Annotated in this window: 19 protein-coding genes; 9 read left to right on the top strand and 10 right to left on the bottom strand. The window is 59.9% G+C overall.

Annotated elements, in window-relative coordinates; genetic code table 11:
• The 6 genes from MMG91_RS05225 to MMG91_RS05200 are packed head-to-tail and all read left to right on the top strand — an operon-like array spanning position 1 to position 6,076.
• Positions 1–2,931, top strand: coding sequence for a monovalent cation/H+ antiporter subunit A (locus MMG91_RS05225; RefSeq protein ID WP_310658956.1), 2,931 nt, complete (start codon positions 1–3; stop codon positions 2,929–2,931).
• A complete protein-coding gene (locus tag MMG91_RS05220) occupies positions 2,931–3,275 on the top strand; it encodes a Na+/H+ antiporter subunit C (protein ID WP_007935994.1) in 345 nt (114 codons plus the stop codon). The genes MMG91_RS05225 and MMG91_RS05220 overlap by 1 nt, the downstream gene beginning before the upstream one ends.
• Positions 3,272–4,957, top strand: a complete 1,686-nt coding sequence (locus tag MMG91_RS05215) for a monovalent cation/H+ antiporter subunit D (RefSeq protein ID WP_310658955.1) — start codon at positions 3,272–3,274, stop codon at positions 4,955–4,957. Before MMG91_RS05220 ends, MMG91_RS05215 begins: the two co-directional genes overlap by 4 nt.
• A complete protein-coding gene (locus MMG91_RS05210; protein ID WP_305445952.1) occupies positions 4,954–5,442 on the top strand; it encodes a Na+/H+ antiporter subunit E in 489 nt (162 codons plus the stop codon). The genes MMG91_RS05215 and MMG91_RS05210 overlap by 4 nt, the downstream gene beginning before the upstream one ends.
• The gene (locus MMG91_RS05205; RefSeq protein ID WP_038982602.1) at positions 5,439–5,717 is read left to right on the top strand and encodes a K+/H+ antiporter subunit F; all 279 of its coding nucleotides are present in this window, start codon (positions 5,439–5,441) and stop codon (positions 5,715–5,717) included. Before MMG91_RS05210 ends, MMG91_RS05205 begins: the two co-directional genes overlap by 4 nt.
• Positions 5,714–6,076: a Na+/H+ antiporter subunit G gene (locus MMG91_RS05200; protein ID WP_305445953.1), complete on the top strand. Its 363-nt coding sequence runs from the start codon at positions 5,714–5,716 to the stop codon at positions 6,074–6,076. The genes MMG91_RS05205 and MMG91_RS05200 overlap by 4 nt, the downstream gene beginning before the upstream one ends.
• Before the next feature lie 76 nt (positions 6,077–6,152).
• Here MMG91_RS05200 and MMG91_RS05195 read toward each other — a convergent pair whose 3' ends face one another.
• The 4 genes from MMG91_RS05195 to MMG91_RS05180 form a co-directional block, all read right to left on the bottom strand.
• A complete protein-coding gene (locus MMG91_RS05195; protein ID WP_310658954.1) occupies positions 6,153–6,590 on the bottom strand; it encodes a DUF3995 domain-containing protein in 438 nt (145 codons plus the stop codon).
• A 161-nt stretch (positions 6,591–6,751) separates the two neighbouring features.
• A complete protein-coding gene (locus tag MMG91_RS05190) occupies positions 6,752–7,768 on the bottom strand; it encodes an ABC transporter substrate-binding protein (RefSeq protein ID WP_310658953.1) in 1,017 nt (338 codons plus the stop codon).
• A gap of 119 nt (positions 7,769–7,887) precedes the next feature.
• Positions 7,888–8,091, bottom strand: a complete 204-nt coding sequence (locus MMG91_RS05185; RefSeq protein WP_030130591.1) for a hypothetical protein — start codon at positions 8,089–8,091, stop codon at positions 7,888–7,890.
• The gene (locus MMG91_RS05180) at positions 8,091–8,561 is read right to left on the bottom strand and encodes a hypothetical protein (protein WP_007907879.1); all 471 of its coding nucleotides are present in this window, start codon (positions 8,559–8,561) and stop codon (positions 8,091–8,093) included. The genes MMG91_RS05185 and MMG91_RS05180 overlap by 1 nt, the downstream gene beginning before the upstream one ends.
• 410 nt (positions 8,562–8,971) lie before the next feature.
• Between MMG91_RS05180 and MMG91_RS05175 the strand changes: the two genes are divergently transcribed.
• Positions 8,972–9,220: a hypothetical protein gene (locus MMG91_RS05175; protein WP_310659078.1), complete on the top strand. Its 249-nt coding sequence runs from the start codon at positions 8,972–8,974 to the stop codon at positions 9,218–9,220.
• Between the two features lie 148 nt (positions 9,221–9,368).
• A complete protein-coding gene (locus tag MMG91_RS05170) occupies positions 9,369–9,599 on the top strand; it encodes a hypothetical protein (protein WP_305445955.1) in 231 nt (76 codons plus the stop codon).
• A 126-nt stretch (positions 9,600–9,725) separates the two neighbouring features.
• Here the strand turns inward: MMG91_RS05170 and MMG91_RS05165 are convergent, their stop codons facing one another.
• A complete protein-coding gene (locus MMG91_RS05165; protein WP_305502311.1) occupies positions 9,726–10,304 on the bottom strand; it encodes a hypothetical protein in 579 nt (192 codons plus the stop codon).
• The gene (locus tag MMG91_RS05160) at positions 10,297–10,929 is read right to left on the bottom strand and encodes a hypothetical protein (RefSeq protein WP_305445957.1); all 633 of its coding nucleotides are present in this window, start codon (positions 10,927–10,929) and stop codon (positions 10,297–10,299) included. The genes MMG91_RS05165 and MMG91_RS05160 overlap by 8 nt, the downstream gene beginning before the upstream one ends.
• Positions 10,930–11,211: 282 nt before the next feature.
• On the opposite strand from MMG91_RS05160, the gene MMG91_RS05155 reads away from it, so the two are divergent.
• Entirely contained in the window at positions 11,212–11,451 is a 240-nt protein-coding gene (locus MMG91_RS05155) for a DUF2789 domain-containing protein (RefSeq protein ID WP_310658952.1), read from the top strand.
• Between the two features lie 63 nt (positions 11,452–11,514).
• Here the strand turns inward: MMG91_RS05155 and MMG91_RS05150 are convergent, their stop codons facing one another.
• The 4 genes from MMG91_RS05150 to MMG91_RS05135 form a co-directional block, all read right to left on the bottom strand.
• Positions 11,515–12,738: a methyl-accepting chemotaxis protein gene (locus MMG91_RS05150; protein WP_405046519.1), complete on the bottom strand. Its 1,224-nt coding sequence runs from the start codon at positions 12,736–12,738 to the stop codon at positions 11,515–11,517.
• 588 nt (positions 12,739–13,326) lie between these two features.
• Positions 13,327–13,731 carry a TraR/DksA family transcriptional regulator gene (locus MMG91_RS05145; protein WP_007907888.1) on the bottom strand — a complete coding sequence of 135 codons (405 nt, stop codon included), beginning with the start codon at positions 13,729–13,731 and terminating at the stop codon, positions 13,327–13,329.
• A 327-nt stretch (positions 13,732–14,058) separates the two neighbouring features.
• A complete protein-coding gene (locus MMG91_RS05140; RefSeq protein WP_310658950.1) occupies positions 14,059–15,081 on the bottom strand; it encodes an ABC transporter permease in 1,023 nt (340 codons plus the stop codon).
• Between the two features lie 56 nt (positions 15,082–15,137).
• A complete protein-coding gene (locus tag MMG91_RS05135) occupies positions 15,138–16,703 on the bottom strand; it encodes a sugar ABC transporter ATP-binding protein (RefSeq protein ID WP_310658949.1) in 1,566 nt (521 codons plus the stop codon).
• Positions 16,704–16,715 lie beyond the last annotated feature (12 nt).

Here is a 16,715-nt window from a genome sequence, read left to right as displayed (position 1 = left end):
ATGTCCCTGATAGTTCTACTGCTTCTGCCTTTTATCGGCAGCTGTCTGGCAGCCTTGCTGCCGCACAACGCGCGTAATACCGAATCGCTGTTGGCTGGCCTGGTTGCCCTGATCGGCACCGTCCAGGTCGCCCTCTTGTACCCGCAAATCGCCCATGGCGGCGTGATCCGCGAAGAATTCTTCTGGCTACCGAGCCTGGGCCTCAACTTCGTTCTGCGCATGGACGGTTTCGCCTGGCTGTTCTCGATGCTGGTGCTGGGCATCGGCACGCTGGTTTCTCTGTACGCCCGTTATTACATGTCACCAGACGATCCGGTGCCGCGTTTTTTCGCGTTTTTCCTGGCGTTCATGGGCGCCATGCTGGGGTTGGTGATCTCCGGCAATCTCATCCAGATCGTGTTTTTCTGGGAGCTGACCAGCCTCTTTTCATTCCTGTTGATCGGCTACTGGCACCACCGCGCCGATGCGCGACGTGGCGCCTATATGGCGTTGATGGTCACCGGGGCCGGTGGCTTGTGTTTGCTGGCGGGGGTCATGCTGCTCGGCCATGCGGTCGGCAGCTATGACCTGGACAAGGTTCTGGCCGCCGGCGATCTGATTCGCGCACATGCCCTCTACCCTATTCTGCTTCCCCTGATCCTGATCGGCGCCTTGAGCAAAAGCGCGCAGTTCCCCTTCCACTTCTGGCTGCCCCACGCCATGGCGGCGCCGACACCGGTTTCGGCGTATCTGCACTCGGCGACCATGGTCAAGGCCGGGGTCTTCCTGCTCGCACGCCTGTGGCCGTCGCTGTCCGGCAGTGAAGAATGGTTCTACATCGTCAGCGGGGCCGGGGCCTGCACGCTGTTGATCGGCGCTTACTGCGCGATGTTTCAGAACGACCTCAAGGGCCTGCTGGCTTACTCGACCATCAGCCACCTGGGCCTGATCACCCTGCTGCTGGGCCTGAACAGTCCGCTGGCCGCCGTCGCCGCGGTGTTCCACATTCTCAACCACGCCACGTTCAAGGCCTCGCTGTTCATGGCCGCCGGGATCATCGACCACGAGAGCGGAACCCGGGACATTCGCAAACTCAGCGGCCTGATCAAACTGATCCCGTTCACCGCCACACTCGCCATGGTCGCCAGCGCGTCGATGGCCGGCGTACCGCTGCTCAACGGTTTCCTGTCGAAAGAGATGTTCTTCGCCGAAACCGTGTTCATCAACGCCACGGCCTGGATCGAGATGACCCTTCCGATCGTCGCGACCATCGCCGGGACGTTCAGCGTGGCCTACTCCCTGCGCTTCACCGTCGACGTGTTCTTCGGCCCAACCGCCACCGACCTGCCGCACACCCCGCACGAACCGCCACGCTGGATGCGCGCGCCGGTGGAATTGCTGGTGTTCACCTGTCTGGTGGTGGGGATCTTCCCCGCTCAAGTGGTTGGCCCGTTGCTCGCGGCGGCGGCATTGCCGGTGGTGGGCGGCACGCTGCCCGAGTACAGCCTGGCGATCTGGCATGGCTGGAACGCGCCGATGATCATGAGCCTGATCGCCATGTCCGGCGGCATCATGCTCTATTTACTGCTGCGCAATCAGCTCAAGCGCGGGCGCTTCACGCACCCACCGGTGATCAGCCACTTCAACGGCAAGCGCCTGTTCGAGCGCAGCCTGGTGATCATGATGCGCCTGGCCCGTCGCCTGGAGCGGCGGATCAGCACCCGGCGCCTGCAAACCCAACTGTTTCTGGTGGTGCTCGCCGCCGTGCTGGCTGGATTGATCCCGATGCTGCACAGCAGCCTGAGCTGGGGCGACCGGCCGAAAATCCAGGGCTCGATCGTGTTCGTGATCCTCTGGCTGCTGGCGATTGCTTGCGCCCTCGGCGCGGCGTGGCAAGCCAAGTATCACCGACTCGCGGCCCTGACCATGGTCAGCGTCTGCGGCCTGATGACCTGCGTGACCTTCGTCTGGTTCTCGGCACCGGACCTGGCCCTGACGCAATTGGCAGTGGAAGTGGTGACCACGGTATTGATCCTCCTCGGTCTGCGCTGGCTGCCGCGCCGGATCGAAGAGGTCTCGCCGTTGCCGAGCAGCCGACGCAAGGCACGCATCCGCCGTATCCGCGACTTGTTGCTGTCGATCATGGTCGGAGGCGGCATGGCGCTGCTGTCCTACGCGATGCTGACCCGCCAGACGCCCAACGACATTTCCTCGTTCTACCTCAGTCGCGCCCTGCCCGAAGGCGGCGGCAGCAACGTGGTCAATGTGATGCTGGTGGACTTCCGTGGCTTCGACACCCTCGGCGAAATCACCGTGCTGGTGGCGGTGGCCCTGGCCGTGTTCGCCCTGCTGCGACGCTTCCGCCCGCCGAAAGAAAGCCTGCAACTGCCGGCCCAACAGCGTTTGCTGGCGCCCGACGTGGTCACCGACCTGGTCAACCCGCGTCACGCCAGCGACACCGCGCTCGGTTTCATGATGGTGCCGGCGGTGCTGGTGCGTCTGCTGCTGCCGATTGCGTTTGTGGTGTCGGTCTACCTGTTCATGCGCGGGCACAATCAACCCGGTGGCGGTTTCGTCGCCGGTCTGGTGATGTCGGTGGCGTTCATCCTGCAATACATGGTCGCCGGCACCCAGTGGGTCGAGGCACAAATGAGCCTGCGACCGCTGCGCTGGATGGGCACCGGGCTGCTGTTCGCCACGGTCACCGGGCTCGGGGCGATGGCGGCCGGGTATCCATTCCTCACCACCCACACCTGGCATTTCACACTGCCGCTGCTGGGCGACATTCACATCGCCAGTGCGTTGTTCTTCGATATCGGTGTGTACGCCGTGGTGGTCGGTTCGACCCTGTTGATCCTGACCGCCCTCGCCCACCAATCGGTACGCGGTCATAAAACCAGCGCGCAACCCAAGCCCGTGGCCAAAGCGACTGCCACGCAAGGAGCCATCTGATGGAAGAAGTCATCGCAATCGCCATCGGTGTGCTGGCCGCGTCTGGCGTATGGCTGATACTGCGGCCACGGACGTTCCAGGTGGTCATGGGCCTGTGCCTGCTGTCCTACGGCGTCAACCTGTTCATCTTCAGCATGGGCAGCCTGTTCATCGGCAAGGAGCCGAACATCAAGGACGGCGTACCTCAGGATTTACTGCACTACACCGACCCGCTGCCGCAAGCGTTGGTGCTGACCGCGATCGTCATCAGCTTCGCCATGACCGCGCTGTTCCTGGTGGTGCTGCTCGCCTCCCGGGGCCTGACCGGCACTGACCATGTGGATGGCCGGGAGCCTAAAGAATGAATCTGATGGCACACCTGATCGCTGCACCGATTCTGCTACCGCTGCTGACCGCCGCGGTGATGCTGATGCTGGGTGAGAAACACCGCCCGTTAAAGGCCAAAATCAATCTGTTCTCCAGCCTGCTGGGGCTGGGCATTGCCGTGATGTTGCTGCAATGGACGCAAACCACCGGCGTGCCCGGCTCCATCGGTGTGTACCTGCCGGGCAACTGGCAGGTGCCGTTCGGCATTGTGCTGGTGGTTGATCGTCTGTCGGCGCTGATGCTGGTGCTGACCGGGATCATCGGCGTCAGCGCCCTGCTGTTCGCCATGGCCCGCTGGGACGGCGCCGGTTCGAGTTTCCATGCGCTGTTCCAAATTCAGTTGATGGGCCTGTACGGCGCCTTCCTGACGGCAGACCTGTTCAACCTGTTCGTGTTTTTCGAAGTGCTGCTGGCCGCCTCTTACGGGCTGATGCTGCACGGTTCGGGCCGGGCGCGGGTGTCGTCGGGGCTGCATTACATCTCGATCAACCTGCTGGCCTCGTCGCTGTTTCTGATTGGCGCGGCGCTGATCTACGGCGTCACCGGCACGCTGAACATGGCCGACCTGGCGCTGAAAATCCCGCTGGTGCCGGAAGCCGATCGCGGCTTGCTGCATGCCGGCGCGGCGATTCTGGCGGTGGCGTTCCTGGCCAAGGCCGGGATGTGGCCGCTGAACTTCTGGCTGGTGCCGGCCTATTCCGCGGCCAGCGCGCCCGTGGCGGCGATGTTCGCGATCATGACCAAGGTCGGCGTCTACACCTTGCTACGCCTATGGACGCTGCTGTTCTCCGGGCAGGCCGGGGCATCCGCGTACTTCGGTGGCGACTGGCTGATCTACGGCGGCATGGCGACCATCGTCTGCGCCGCCGTGGCGATCCTCGCCGCGCAACGCCTGGAACGCATGGCCAGCCTGAGCATTCTGGTGTCGGCAGGGATTCTGTTGTCGGCCATCGGTTTCGCCCAGCCGAACCTGATTGGCGCGGCGCTGTTCTATCTGGTCAGTTCGACCCTGGCCTTGAGCGCGCTGTTCCTGCTGGCCGAACTGATCGAGCGCTCGCGTTCGGCCAACGAAATGCCGCTGTTCGATGACGGCGAGTTGTTGCCACGGCTCCTGGAATCCTTGCAGCCGCCCAAAGGCTTCAACCTCGATGACGAACGTAAAGCACTGGTCGGCCAGGTGATTCCCTGGACCATGGCTTTCCTCGGCTTGAGCTTCATCGCCTGCGCCCTGCTGATCATCGGTATGCCGCCGCTTTCCGGGTTTATCGGCAAACTCAGTTTGCTCAGCGCCCTGCTCAATCCGCTGGGGCTGGGTAGTGGCAGCGACGAACCGATATCGAATGGCGCGTGGGGTTTGCTCGCCCTGTTGATTCTGTCCGGGCTGGCCTCGCTGATCGCTTTCTCGCGTTTGGGAATCCAGCGTTTCTGGACCCCGCAAGAGCGGCCGTCGCCCTTGCTGCGGCGCCTGGAATGCGTGCCGATCGTCATTCTGCTGGGGCTGGGCGTTGCGCTGACATTCAAGGCCGAACCGCTGCTGCGCTATACCCAAGCGGCGGCCGATGCATTGAACAACCCGCAGCAATACGTGATGGCGGTGCTCGGCACCCGTGTGATTCCAGGCCCGCAAGCCAAGACAGCGCTGCTGGAGGTGCAACCATGAAGCGTCTGTTTCCTGCACCGTGGCTGTCGCTGGCGTTGTGGCTGCTGTGGCTGGTGCTGAACCTGTCGATGAGCCCCGGCAATCTACTGCTGGGCGCCATGCTGGGGTTCTGCGCACCGTTGATGATGCGCAAGCTGCGGCCGCTGCCGATCCGCATTCGTCGGCCTGGGGTGATCCTGCGTTTGTTCTTGCTGGTCGGGCGCGACGTGCTCGTGTCCAACCTCGCCGTGGCCTGGGGCGTGCTCAACGCGGGCCGTCGTGCGCCTCGCTCGCAGTTCATCAAGGTGCCGCTGGACTTGCGCGATGCCAACGGCCTGGCGGCGCTGTCGATGATCTGCACGGTGGTCCCCGGCACGGTCTGGTCGGAACTGGCGCTGGATCGCAGCATTCTGTTGCTGCACGTCTTCGATCTGGATGACAAAAACCAATTTATCCAGCACTTCAAGGCGACCTACGAGCGCCCCTTGATGGAGATCTTCGAATGAGCGCATTGCTGTCGAACGCGATCCTGCTGAGCCTGTTCATCTTTTCGGTGGCGATGATTCTGACCCTGATCCGGCTGTTCAAAGGCCCGTCGGCTCAGGACCGGGTTCTGGCGCTGGATTACCTGTACATCATCGCCATGCTGATGATGCTCACGCTGGGCATTCGTTATGCCAGTGACACTTACTTCGAGGCGGCGCTGCTGATCGCCCTGTTCGGCTTCGTCGGCTCGTTTGCCCTGGCCAAATTCCTGCTGCGTGGCGAGGTGATCGAATGAGGCCTGAACTGTCTCTATGGGTGGAAATTGCGGTGGCGATTCTGCTGGTGCTGAGCAGCCTGTTTACGCTGATCGGTGCGGTCGGGCTGTTGCGGATGAAGGATTATTTCCAGCGCATGCACCCGCCGGCGCTGGCCTCGACCTTGGGCGCGTGGTGCGTGGCACTGGCTTCGATCATTTACTTTTCGGCGCTCAAATCGACGCCGGTGCTACATGCCTGGCTGATTCCGATTCTGCTATCCATCACGGTGCCGGTGACCACGCTGCTGCTGGCCCGGGCGGCGCTGTTTCGCAAGCGCATGGCGGGGGATGATGTGCCGGCAGAGGTGAGTAGTCGGCGGACGGAAACGGGGAGTTAAATCCGCGGGTTTGTGTTGATTGATAGGGCATCTTCGCGGGCAAGCCTGTAGCGGTCCGACTTGCCCGCGAAGCTTTTCAGATCCAGGCCACTGCCAACAACCCCGCCCCCAACACCACACACAACGGCGAATAGGCCCATGTATCCAGCCGGGCAAACCTCGAGCCCTTCTCCTGCTTGAAGAACCCCACCAAATTCGAATCGCCGATCGCCCGGGCGAACATCAGCATCGCGATCGCGCTGATCACCCATTGCAACGACCAGTGATGCACTGTGGGCAGATACAGCCCGACCCGCAGGCACACCAGCATCGCGATCAGCAGTAAACCCACCGCCACCAGCAACGTGGCAAAGCCCGACGGTTTGAACGCCGGCCTTGATGCCCCACCGCCCTCCCCGGGCACTCGCGGCACCGCCGCCTCGCTGCCCCACTTGCCACCCGCAGCCCAGTACAGGTGGACCAGGCTGATCAATAAAAAGATTGCAGCAATCCATTGCGCGACCAAAAGGCTCATATTCAGACATCCAGCGTGAAATGTTGCAGCAGGATGAACTTCCTTACGCGTTTTTGTAAGGGTATTCACTATCGAACAGTCGCTCGGCTGCAAACGCGGTTAAAAGCGCTCCCCACGGGACCTATGTACACCCGAGATTTCCCGGTTGCACATAAACCGGTTTATTTCAGGGACGCAGCGACTTTGTCCGCTACATCCTTGGGCACCCAGGCCTGCCACACGTCCGGGTGCGCCTTCATGAACGCCTCCGCCGCTTGACGTGGCGGGGTATGTTTTTCGCTCATCTCAGCCAGGGCCTTATTCAACGCTTCGATCGGCAAATCGACCTTGCTGAAGAACTCGGCAATCTGCGGGTATTGTTTCTGGAATGGCGTGGACACGCCGATGGACAGCTTCGAGGGCAGCGAGCGAGTCGGTTTCGGATTGGGGTTGTCGGCGTCGGTCAGGGTTTTCCAGGCTTCGGCGTCGAACGGTGGTTCTTGCAACTGAATCAGCTTGAAACGGCCGAGCAACGGCGTCGGCGACCAGTAGTAGAACAGGACCGGTTTGCCACGACGAATCGACGAACTGATCTCTGCGTCCAGCGCCGCCCCCGAACCACTGCGAAAGTTCACATAGCTGTCGTCCAGCCCATACGCCTTGAGTTTCTGCTTGTTGACCACTTCCGACGTCCAGCCGATCGGGCTGTTGAGGAAGCGCCCCTTGCCCGGGGTTTCCGGGTCTTTGAACACGTCCTTGTAACGTGGCAGATCACTGATACTGCGCAGATCCGGCGCCAGCGGCTTGATGCCCTTGGCCGGGTCGCCCTTGATCACGTATTCCGGCACCCACCAGCCCTCGGTAGCGCCCTTGACCGTATCGCCCAGTGCCGCGACTTTGCCCTCCGCTTCAGCCTTGACCCAGACCGGGCTGCGACCGGCCCATTCTTCGCCAATGACCTGAATGTCATTGTTGGCCAGAGCGGTCTCCAGGGTAATGGTCGTCCCCGGCAAGGTGTCGGTCGGCAAGCCATAACCCTTCTCGACGATGATCCGCAGGATATCGGTGATCAGGCTGCCGCTTTCCCAGTTCAGGTCGGCGAAATGGATCGGCGCCTGGGCAGCGAATACCGGAACAGGTGAAGCCAATAAACCGAACGTGGCCAGGGTAGCGGCCAATAACCGTCGAAATCCCTTCATGCTTTTGCACCTCGTGCTGTTCACAGCAATAGCAGGATGGCCTGACAAAGAAGACCGCAAGCCTCTGAATACTCAGTCATCTGACTGTAGTTGAGGTTCCTGCTTTCGAGGGGTGAGGATTAATTTTCAGAAGGTTCCTGCAAGCGTGCAAGCTCTCTTCTGACCATGCTGGCGTACGCCGCCGGACGCAACAGGTAGATCTGTGACGCCACCCAACTCAGCCAGGTTCCCTGTAGAACGGCCTTTTGAGCCAACAGCCGCTGCGCCTCGGCGTGGGCACTGGCCTGGTTCTGTTCGTGGAAATCGGCGCGGGTCAGGGTCATTACTCGCTGGCCTTGAAGGTCACCAGTTCGCCCTTGCGCCACTTGGCGGCCTTGGCGGTCACGGCTTTCAGGGTTTTGGTCAGGCCTTCCTGCAATTGTTGATGGGCCGCGAACACCATCACCACGCTATGACCTTCCTTGAACACAATGCCGTGGCCGTCTGCGGTGGTCACGAACGCGTAATCCCCCAGCCCATACACCGTCAGTTTGATTTCGCGGAATTTGATGTCCAGCTTGCCGCCTTCGCGGCTGGGCAATACGGAGGCGCTGAAATGATCGCCGACCTTGAGCTTCAGCCCAGGCTTGTCGTCCACCACCAGCGCTGATTCGGTGTCGAGCTCGGCAATGTAAATGCCTTCAGCATTCTGTTCGGTGATGTAGACGAAACGTGACTGAAACTGCTTAACCAGCTTTGCGCGCAAATCACCGAGTACGAACAAAGCATGCATATCGAGATTACTTACTGCCAAGGAAACATCCCCACATCTGAAAATGACGCCGTACGCCGGAAACGCGCACAGCAGAAAAAGGCGGCAATGCCGAGGTATAGCCAAATGACCCGGGTCGAATCCTGGAATGAGCAGAGGGCCCATTCATCGCGAGGTTTGAGAAGATTACTGGAACATCCCTCACGTCGTCTTGCCTGGCGGTCGTCAGATGTTGAAGGAAAACGCTCTTCTGACGGCCAGATAAAACCGGATTACCAACTTTAGGGAAAAATCTCTTTAAAAGAAGCACTTTTCCGACATATCGCCAGTAAAAAATTGCTTTAGATGGGCATCAATCGCCAACCATTGATGGCGATTCTAGAGCAGCCATGCTCACCGAGACTACCCATAACAACGTACACACGTCGGTAAAACCACGAAAAGGACTTCATATGTGCACACTGACTCACTTTGCCCAGCCTCATACACGGCACACAAACGGCTCGTCTCCTCTGCATTCGAGGGTGTTCCGCCAGCAGGACTTCCTGCCTGAAGAGCGTCTGCTCCCACGCTTTCAGGTGATATTGGCCGGCAACGCCTTTTTCCACATCAGGGAAATATCCACCGGACGTGTAAGAGGTTTCCGCGGCAATCATAACGAAGCCTGCGCCCTTGCCCGTTCACTCGAGGCACGCAGCTGACTATTCACTTCCATGGACGTTTCGTCATGTCGGCGACTTAACTCAGCCGCCGGCAGGCAACTACTGCCATACTGCCCGCCCAATGAAACCCGTCCCCAGAGGCGGACGGCCTTCAACACAACAACTATTTCCAAGGGAAGACTGCTACGTGACGGAATTTGATATCGGTGAATTTTTTATCCGGGGCGAAGCCAGAGAGGTCGAAGGCGAATTCCAGGCAGTCATTATCATGCGCGCCAAACCGCCGTTGACCACTGTGACGTATCACCAGGTCGAAAAGGATCGCTGGTTCAAGACCGCGGATGTTGCGGCCGTCGCCGCCCTGGAAGCCGCGAAAGCCCTGAAGCTTGCCGTCGATGAAGGGGCATTGAAAGCCTGAGAAGGGTGTGGACGACGTTCAGGTACTAGCGGGGGCCAGCGCGACTAAACAGCCTGCATCCCGGCCTGAAGTGTCTGCGGCGTGCCAGCCTTGCACAGATAGCACGCCTTTTATCTCGATAACCGATCAGATCAGCTTGCGCTTGACCGCTTCATCCAGCGTGCTTTGGGTCAGGTGCTTGAGCACCGTGTCCCCACGTTCATTGAACGGCAAACCGACAATCAACAAAACCTGCATCCAGGTACGAGTGCTCTCCTGTTTGACGATTTTGCCCAACACGTTGCCTTCCCGATCCTTGAACACCGTTTCCAGCGTGAAGGTGTTGCTGAACGTTGTCGGGATCACGAAGAGCGTGAAGCCCGTCAGCCAGGCACTCGCAACATTCCCCTGCTCGTTATTGGTCAAAGTACTCGTCACGTACAGGCTCGAGTCGACCTTGTCTGTGGTCACGTTCTTGAACTGCCCGGACTCCTTGAAGGTTTCCAGCATGTTCTGTTCCACCAGCGCCGCATTGCCGACGCCACCCGACAGTTCGCCGTTGAACTGCTGCTGGGTGGTCACGTGCAGATACGCACTGGGCTTGTCCTGCCTGGCTTGCGCTGGCGGCCATTGGTCCAACGGCGCCAACTCATGCTGGGAGTAGGAAATACAACCTGTCAGGGAGCTGCCGACCAAAAGCAGCAAAACCAGAAGATATTTATTCATGTGCAGCCAGTTCCTTTGACGGAGTACGCAGTTGAGGGGTGGCACTGGCCAGCAATTGGGCGATCAGATCGCGCAACTGGGAACCACCCAGACGCGGATTGAGGTAGTCGGCGTTCCACATGCCGACATTTTTGTCGAGCTTGACTTGCTCGACCGACCTGGCCAGTTGCTTGCCCTGACGGTCTTCGATGATCAGTTCGCCGGCGAGGTCGTATTTGTCGACGTAAATCGGCCCATCAACCCAAATCCAGATAGTCAGCGTTACCAGCGCACCGGGGATGTAAGCCGGATGCATGGTACGTTTGCCTGCCAGTGAGGTCAGGTTGAACTTGAGCACAACGTCGTCTTCGCCCGCCTTGGCCGGGAACACCACCACTCGCTTGAAGTAATCGCTTTTATCGACATAGGCGCTGACCTGCTCGGTCAGTTGTCGGCTGCCGGCGACACGCACCTTGTCATCCAGCTCAGGGGCGGAAATCACCACGTCACTGATCTGGGCACTGCGATCGAGGGTGGACGGCGCGGGGTTCAAGGGCTCACCAATGGGACCCAGCGGCGTGAAAGACACACAACCGGTCAATGACAGGCCAAGTGCAATGGCCATCAGATAAACAAGACGCTTCACTGCTTACATCCTTTTCATGCGGGATCGGAGGAGGATCGGTTCGAAAGAGATCACGCAACGGATGGGCAGATCAGCACCGCAAAGCGCTGAAGCCGGGGACGACGACATCCATGTACGGACACTTTGAATGGCGGCTTGGTGACGCCAAAAACGCGACGGCATCGTAAGCGCTGGAACAACGACAGGCAATAGCTTATCGCCATCATTGGTGGCGAATCCGGAAAAAGCTGCTAAAACCCTATCGAACTCTTGGCGCGACGAATTATCTGCAAGGAGATGAAGATGGATTCACCCACACATGATTTGAAAGGCCTGTTCGACCAGCTCGGTCTGGACTCGAGCGAGAAGGCCATCGACGATTTCATTGCCCGTCATTCCCCCTTGGCCGATGACAAGAAACTCATCGAAGCCGAGTTCTGGACCCCGCAACAAGCCGGCTTCCTCAAGGAACAACTGCGTGAAGACGCCGATTGGGCGCACGTGGTCGACAACCTGAACCTGCGCATGCACCAGATCCACTAACCCGGGCTAAATGCAGGCTGTCGTGCATTTCGGCACCCAAGCGGCCGGTAATCGACTGAGCTCTCAGCGAGGACTTTCCGGCTTGTAACCCAGGCGCAAACCACCCCAATGCCGGCCCTTGAGCATGATCGGTACCGACAGGTCGTGCATCAGTTCACCGGTGTCGCGGGTGTAAGTCTGCAACAGCACGGCCTGTTGATGGCTGCCACAGCGGATCCCGGTGCGGTCGGCGAATTTGCGCTTGGTGCGGTTTTGCAACGTATCGACCTGCACATCACCGGTCAGCGGTTTACTGAACACGGTGTTGTGGGTCGGCACATAACCCTGCTGCGTGCAGGCGATGGCGAACACCAGGCCTTCATGGCGCGGCAGCAATGGTTCCTGGATCGCCGGCAATACCTGATCGGTGTAGCGGTCGAAGCGGGTCTGGTATTTGGCCGGGCTGGTGTTGGGGATCGCCTGGTAATTGCGATCAAACAGGTCATCGAGACTGATCCGGCCCTGATCGATATCCGCTTCAAAACGCGCCGCAATCTGACTCGCGCCTTCGCGGGCCAGGTCGTAAATTCGCTGGTGATAGTCATCCAGTCCAACTTCGGCCAGGCGTTCGCTGATGGTTTCGGCCTGCCCTTCCATTTGCACCGCTGCCTGGGCGAGCCGCTGGGTCTGCTGGTCGCTGATCGCCAGATCGCTACGCATCTGTTCGATGGCGTGGAACAGACTGTCGAGCTGTTCGCGGTTGGTGTCCGCGCCTTGAGCGATTTCCCCGACCTGTCTTTCGACGCCGGCGGCCAGGCGCGCGATATTTTCCAGGTGCTGCCCGGTGTGCTCGACTTGGGCGACGCCGGTATTCAGATCGCTCGCCAGTTGACGAATCTGTTCCACCACTTGCGCGGTGCGTTGCTGAATGTCGGCGACCATCTCCCCGACTTCACCGGTCGCGGTCGCCGTGCGCGCGGCCAGCCCCCGAACCTCATCGGCCACCACTGCAAAACCACGACCGTGCTCGCCGGCCCGCGCCGCTTCGATGGCCGCGTTCAGTGCCAACAAATTAGTCTGGCTGGCGATGGACTGGATCACCAGCGTGACCCGCTGGATATCGTCACTGCGCAAGCTCAGGGCTTCGATCAGCTCACGGCTGCTGCTGGCACGCTGACTGAGTTGATGCATGCGCGCAATCGACTCGACCAGTTCCGTGCGCCCTGCTGCGCTGCTCTGATGGGCTTCACTGGCCGCGCTCAAGGCTTCCCGACTGAGTGTTGACGTAGCGTGTTCGGTGGTGATCATCACTTCGGCGCTGCTGACAATCTGCGCCGCGGCGTTGAGCTGCGATTGCAGCTTGTCCGCCAGTTGCTTGACCGAATAGGCCACGCCGGCGGCCGACAATGCGTTATGACTGGTGGTGTAGGAGAGATCGCGAGTCAATTCGGCGATGGCGCTGGAACTGTCCGCGGGGGTTGCATCAGGGAGAGTGCGCGAGCGCAGACGCGGCAGCCAGATAATCAGCACGGCCAATGGCAGGCCAAGGTAAAGCGACCAGCCAGCCAATGCCATGCCGCACAGCAATAGCATCAGGGCGATGCTTTGCAGGGTCGGCGTCAGCCAAAGGTTTTTCGGCAAAAGTACTGGTGCAGGCATTGCCTCAACCAGAGATCCGTCCCTCGTCATCTTCGTCACCCCACGCGTCTTCTAGTTGTTGTGATCGCATTAAACGCCACTACAAAGCCATTATCCATGGTCCGTTAGTAGTGGGCGTTGCAGCAGATCAATAGAAGTGCGCGAGATTTTTCGGGCGACAAAAAGCTTCGCGGGCAAGCCTCGCTCCTACAGACATCTGTAGGAGCGAGGCTTGCCCGCGATGGGGGCGCTACTGAATCAGGCCTGACGCTGGTGCTTGTCGATCTGCTCGTGACGCTCTTGAGCTTCGATGCAGTACTTGGTGGTCGGGCTGATCAGCAGGCGTTTCAGGCCGATGGCCTCGCCGCTGTCGTCGCACCAGCCAAAGCTGTCTTCCTTGATGCGTTCCAGGGCCTGCTCCAACTGAGGTAGCATGCGCTGGTCGCGATCGATCGCGTTCACCAGCCAGGTGCGCTCTTCTTCGACGGAAGCCGCGTCAGCCGGATCGGCCGGGGTGTCCAGGCTCTCGATGGCGATGCGATTCTGCTCGATGCGCTCATGGGTTTCGACTTTCATGTTCTGCAACAGCTCGGAGAAAAAAGCATGTTGCTCGGCATTCATGTAGTCATCCGCCGGCATGGCCAGCAACTTGTCCTTTGTCATTGATATCTCTATAAAAAAACGTGCATTAAGGCGAATTAGGGAGCGATCCGTTGAACCTGAAGCGGTCATTGGAAAGGCGCCGTTTATTCCAAGCGCCACCCGGCACTCAATTTACGAGGGGCGGCAGTCTAAGGCCCACTTGAGGCCTCAGCAACTGAAAAGACAGCAAATCTGTCCGACAAAGCCCTGAAAGTGCGCTAGGACAGGCTTTGAGGCGCTTATCGGAGTGCGTTTATAGCAAGAAATTCAGTCGAGCGGCTGTATATAGAAGACAAACGGCTGCGCCACGCGGGTCAGGCGTGGCGCATTTTTGCGTTTAGTCCGGCTTCAGCGCTTGAGTTTGCGCTTGTTGCGGTATTGGTCGATGACCACCGCCACCACAATAATCAGCCCCTTGATGATGTCTTGAATATAAGCATCAACGCCGACAAAGGTAAAGCCGCTGGCCATGACCCCGAGGATCAACGCGCCGATCACGGTGCCGGTGATCCTCCCTACGCCACCGGCCAGGCTGGTGCCGCCGATGACCGCCGCGGCAATCGCGTCCAGTTCATAAGACATGCCCATCCCGGCCTGCCCGGTCGCGGCCCGTGCCGACGCCACCACCCCAGCCAGGCCCGCAAGCAACCCGGCGATGCTGTAGACGATCACCAGATGCCGCTTGACGTTGATCCCGGAGGTGCGCGCCGCCTGCATGTTGCCGCCAATGGCGTAGGTGTATTTGCCGTACTTGGTGTAGCGCAGGGCGATGTGGAAGATCACCGCCGCCACCAGAAAGATGATCACCGGCATCGCGCCGTGTCCGATGGCCGTGTAGGAATCCGAGAGCATGCTCACCGGCTGACCCTCGGTGTAGTAGCGTGCCAGGCCGCGGGCCGAAACCATCATGCCGAGGGTGGCAATGAACGGTGGAATCCCGGTGATCGCAATGATGCTGCCGTTGATCGCCCCCGCCAGCAATCCCACCCCAAGCCCGACGATCACTGGAATCCACACCGGCAAGTCAGTCAGGGACGGAAACACCGCCCGGGCAAAGTCCGAGGTCTGTGCCAGGCTGGCGGCAATCATCGCCGACAGCGCCAGCACCGAACCGGAAGACAGGTCGATACCGGTGGTGATGATGACCTGGGTCACGCCGATCGCCAGCAGGCCGATGATCGATACTTGCAGGATCATCAGCACCAGACGCTGAGAGTTCATCAGGAAGCTCTGGTCCCGCACGATCCAGCCGAACATTTCGAAGACCAGGCCGATACCGATCAGCACCAGGAAAATACTCAACTCGGTCGGAAGGCGCCGGCGACTCTTGACCGGTGCCACTGCAGGCTTGTTTTCCAGTATCGCGTTCATAACCACTCACCTTTCTATTACATCGCGACGGCAGCCATGGCTACCGCCAGCATCCATTAGTGAACCGCGGACATACCCGAGGCCAGTTGCATTACCCGTTCCTGGGTCGCTTCGCTGCGGTCGAGGGTGCCCATCAGGTCGCCCTCGTGCATGACCATGACCCGGTCGCTCATGCCCAGCACCTCCGGCAGTTCCGAGGAAATCATGATCACCGCCATGCCTTCGCTGGCGAGGTAGGAAATAAGCCGGTATATCTCGGCCTTGGCGCCGACATCGATGCCCCGGGTCGGCTCGTCGAGAATCAGGATGCGTGGATTGGTCATCAACCAGCGCGCCAGCAAGGCCTTCTGCTGATTACCGCCAGACAGCGTGTCGATGCACTGCTCCAGCGACGGCGTTTTCACCCGCAGCTTCTTGCACATGTCTTCACACAACGCTCGCAGGGCTTTCTGCTGGATGAAGCCGTTGCCGACGTAATGGGGCAAGACTGCCATTTCCATGTTCTCCAGCACCGACAGGCACGGGAACAGGCCACTGAGCTTGCGATCTTCAGTCAACAGCGCGAAGCCCTTCTCGATCGCCATGTGCGGATCGCTGATGCGCACCACTTCCCCGTCGAGGCGGATTTCACCGCCGTCGCTTGGGGTGATGCCGAAAATAGCTTCGGCGACATTGGTCCGCCCTGAACCCATCAACCCGGCGATGCCAAGGATCTCCCCGGCATGCAGGTCGAAGGAGACATCCTTGAAAATGCCGTCCAGCTTGAGGTCGCGTACCGACAGCAACAGATCGCCGATCGGTTTCTCGCGCACCGGGAACAACTGGCTCAGTTCGCGACCGACCATCATCGAAATCAGGCTGTCGCCGTCCATGCTGTCGGCCCGTTGCAGGCCGATGTAGGCGCCGTCGCGGAACACCGCCACTTCATCGGCGATGGTGAACACTTCGTTCATTTTGTGAGTGATGTAGATGATGCCTTTGCCCTGGCTCTTGAGGTCGGCAATGATCGAGAACAGGTGGGCGACTTCCTTGTCGGTGATGGCCGAGGTCGGTTCGTCCATGATCAGGATGTCGGAGTCATAGGACACCGCCTTCGCGATCTCGACCATCTGCCGTTCGGCGATGCTCAGGTTACCCACCTGCTCTTCCGGGTCGAGATTAATCCGCAGGCGCTCCAGCAGCTTGGCGGTGCAGCGATGCATTTCGCGGTGGTCGATCATGTGCAGGCCATTGAGCTGCTCACGGCCGATCCAGATGTTCTCGGCGATGCTCATGTGCGGCATCAGGTTGAGCTCCTGGTGGATCATCGCGATCCCGGCCTGGAGCGCAGCCAGGGGTGTATCAAAGACCACCGGTTTGCCCCGCAGGCGCAACTCGCCGGCGTCCGGCTGGTAGATGCCGGCAATGATTTTCATCAGGGTGGACTTGCCAGCGCCGTTCTCGCCCATCAGCGCCAGCACGGAACCGGGACGCACCCGCAGCTGTACGTCGGACAAGGCCACCACACCGGGAAAACCCTTGCTGACGTTGATGATCTCCAGCAGGTACGGCTCATCGACAGGTGTTGCGGTTGGCTGGATACCCACCAACGGGGTGCTCGAAGCAGTCGCTGAAGCGAACATGATCAGGTACTC

This window comes from Pseudomonas sp. JL3 (assembly GCF_031570575.1).
GTDB lineage: Bacteria > Pseudomonadota > Gammaproteobacteria > Pseudomonadales > Pseudomonadaceae > Aquipseudomonas > Aquipseudomonas cucumis.
Note: the sequence above shows the minus strand (reverse complement) of the source record. Positions and strands in the feature narration are given on the sequence as shown.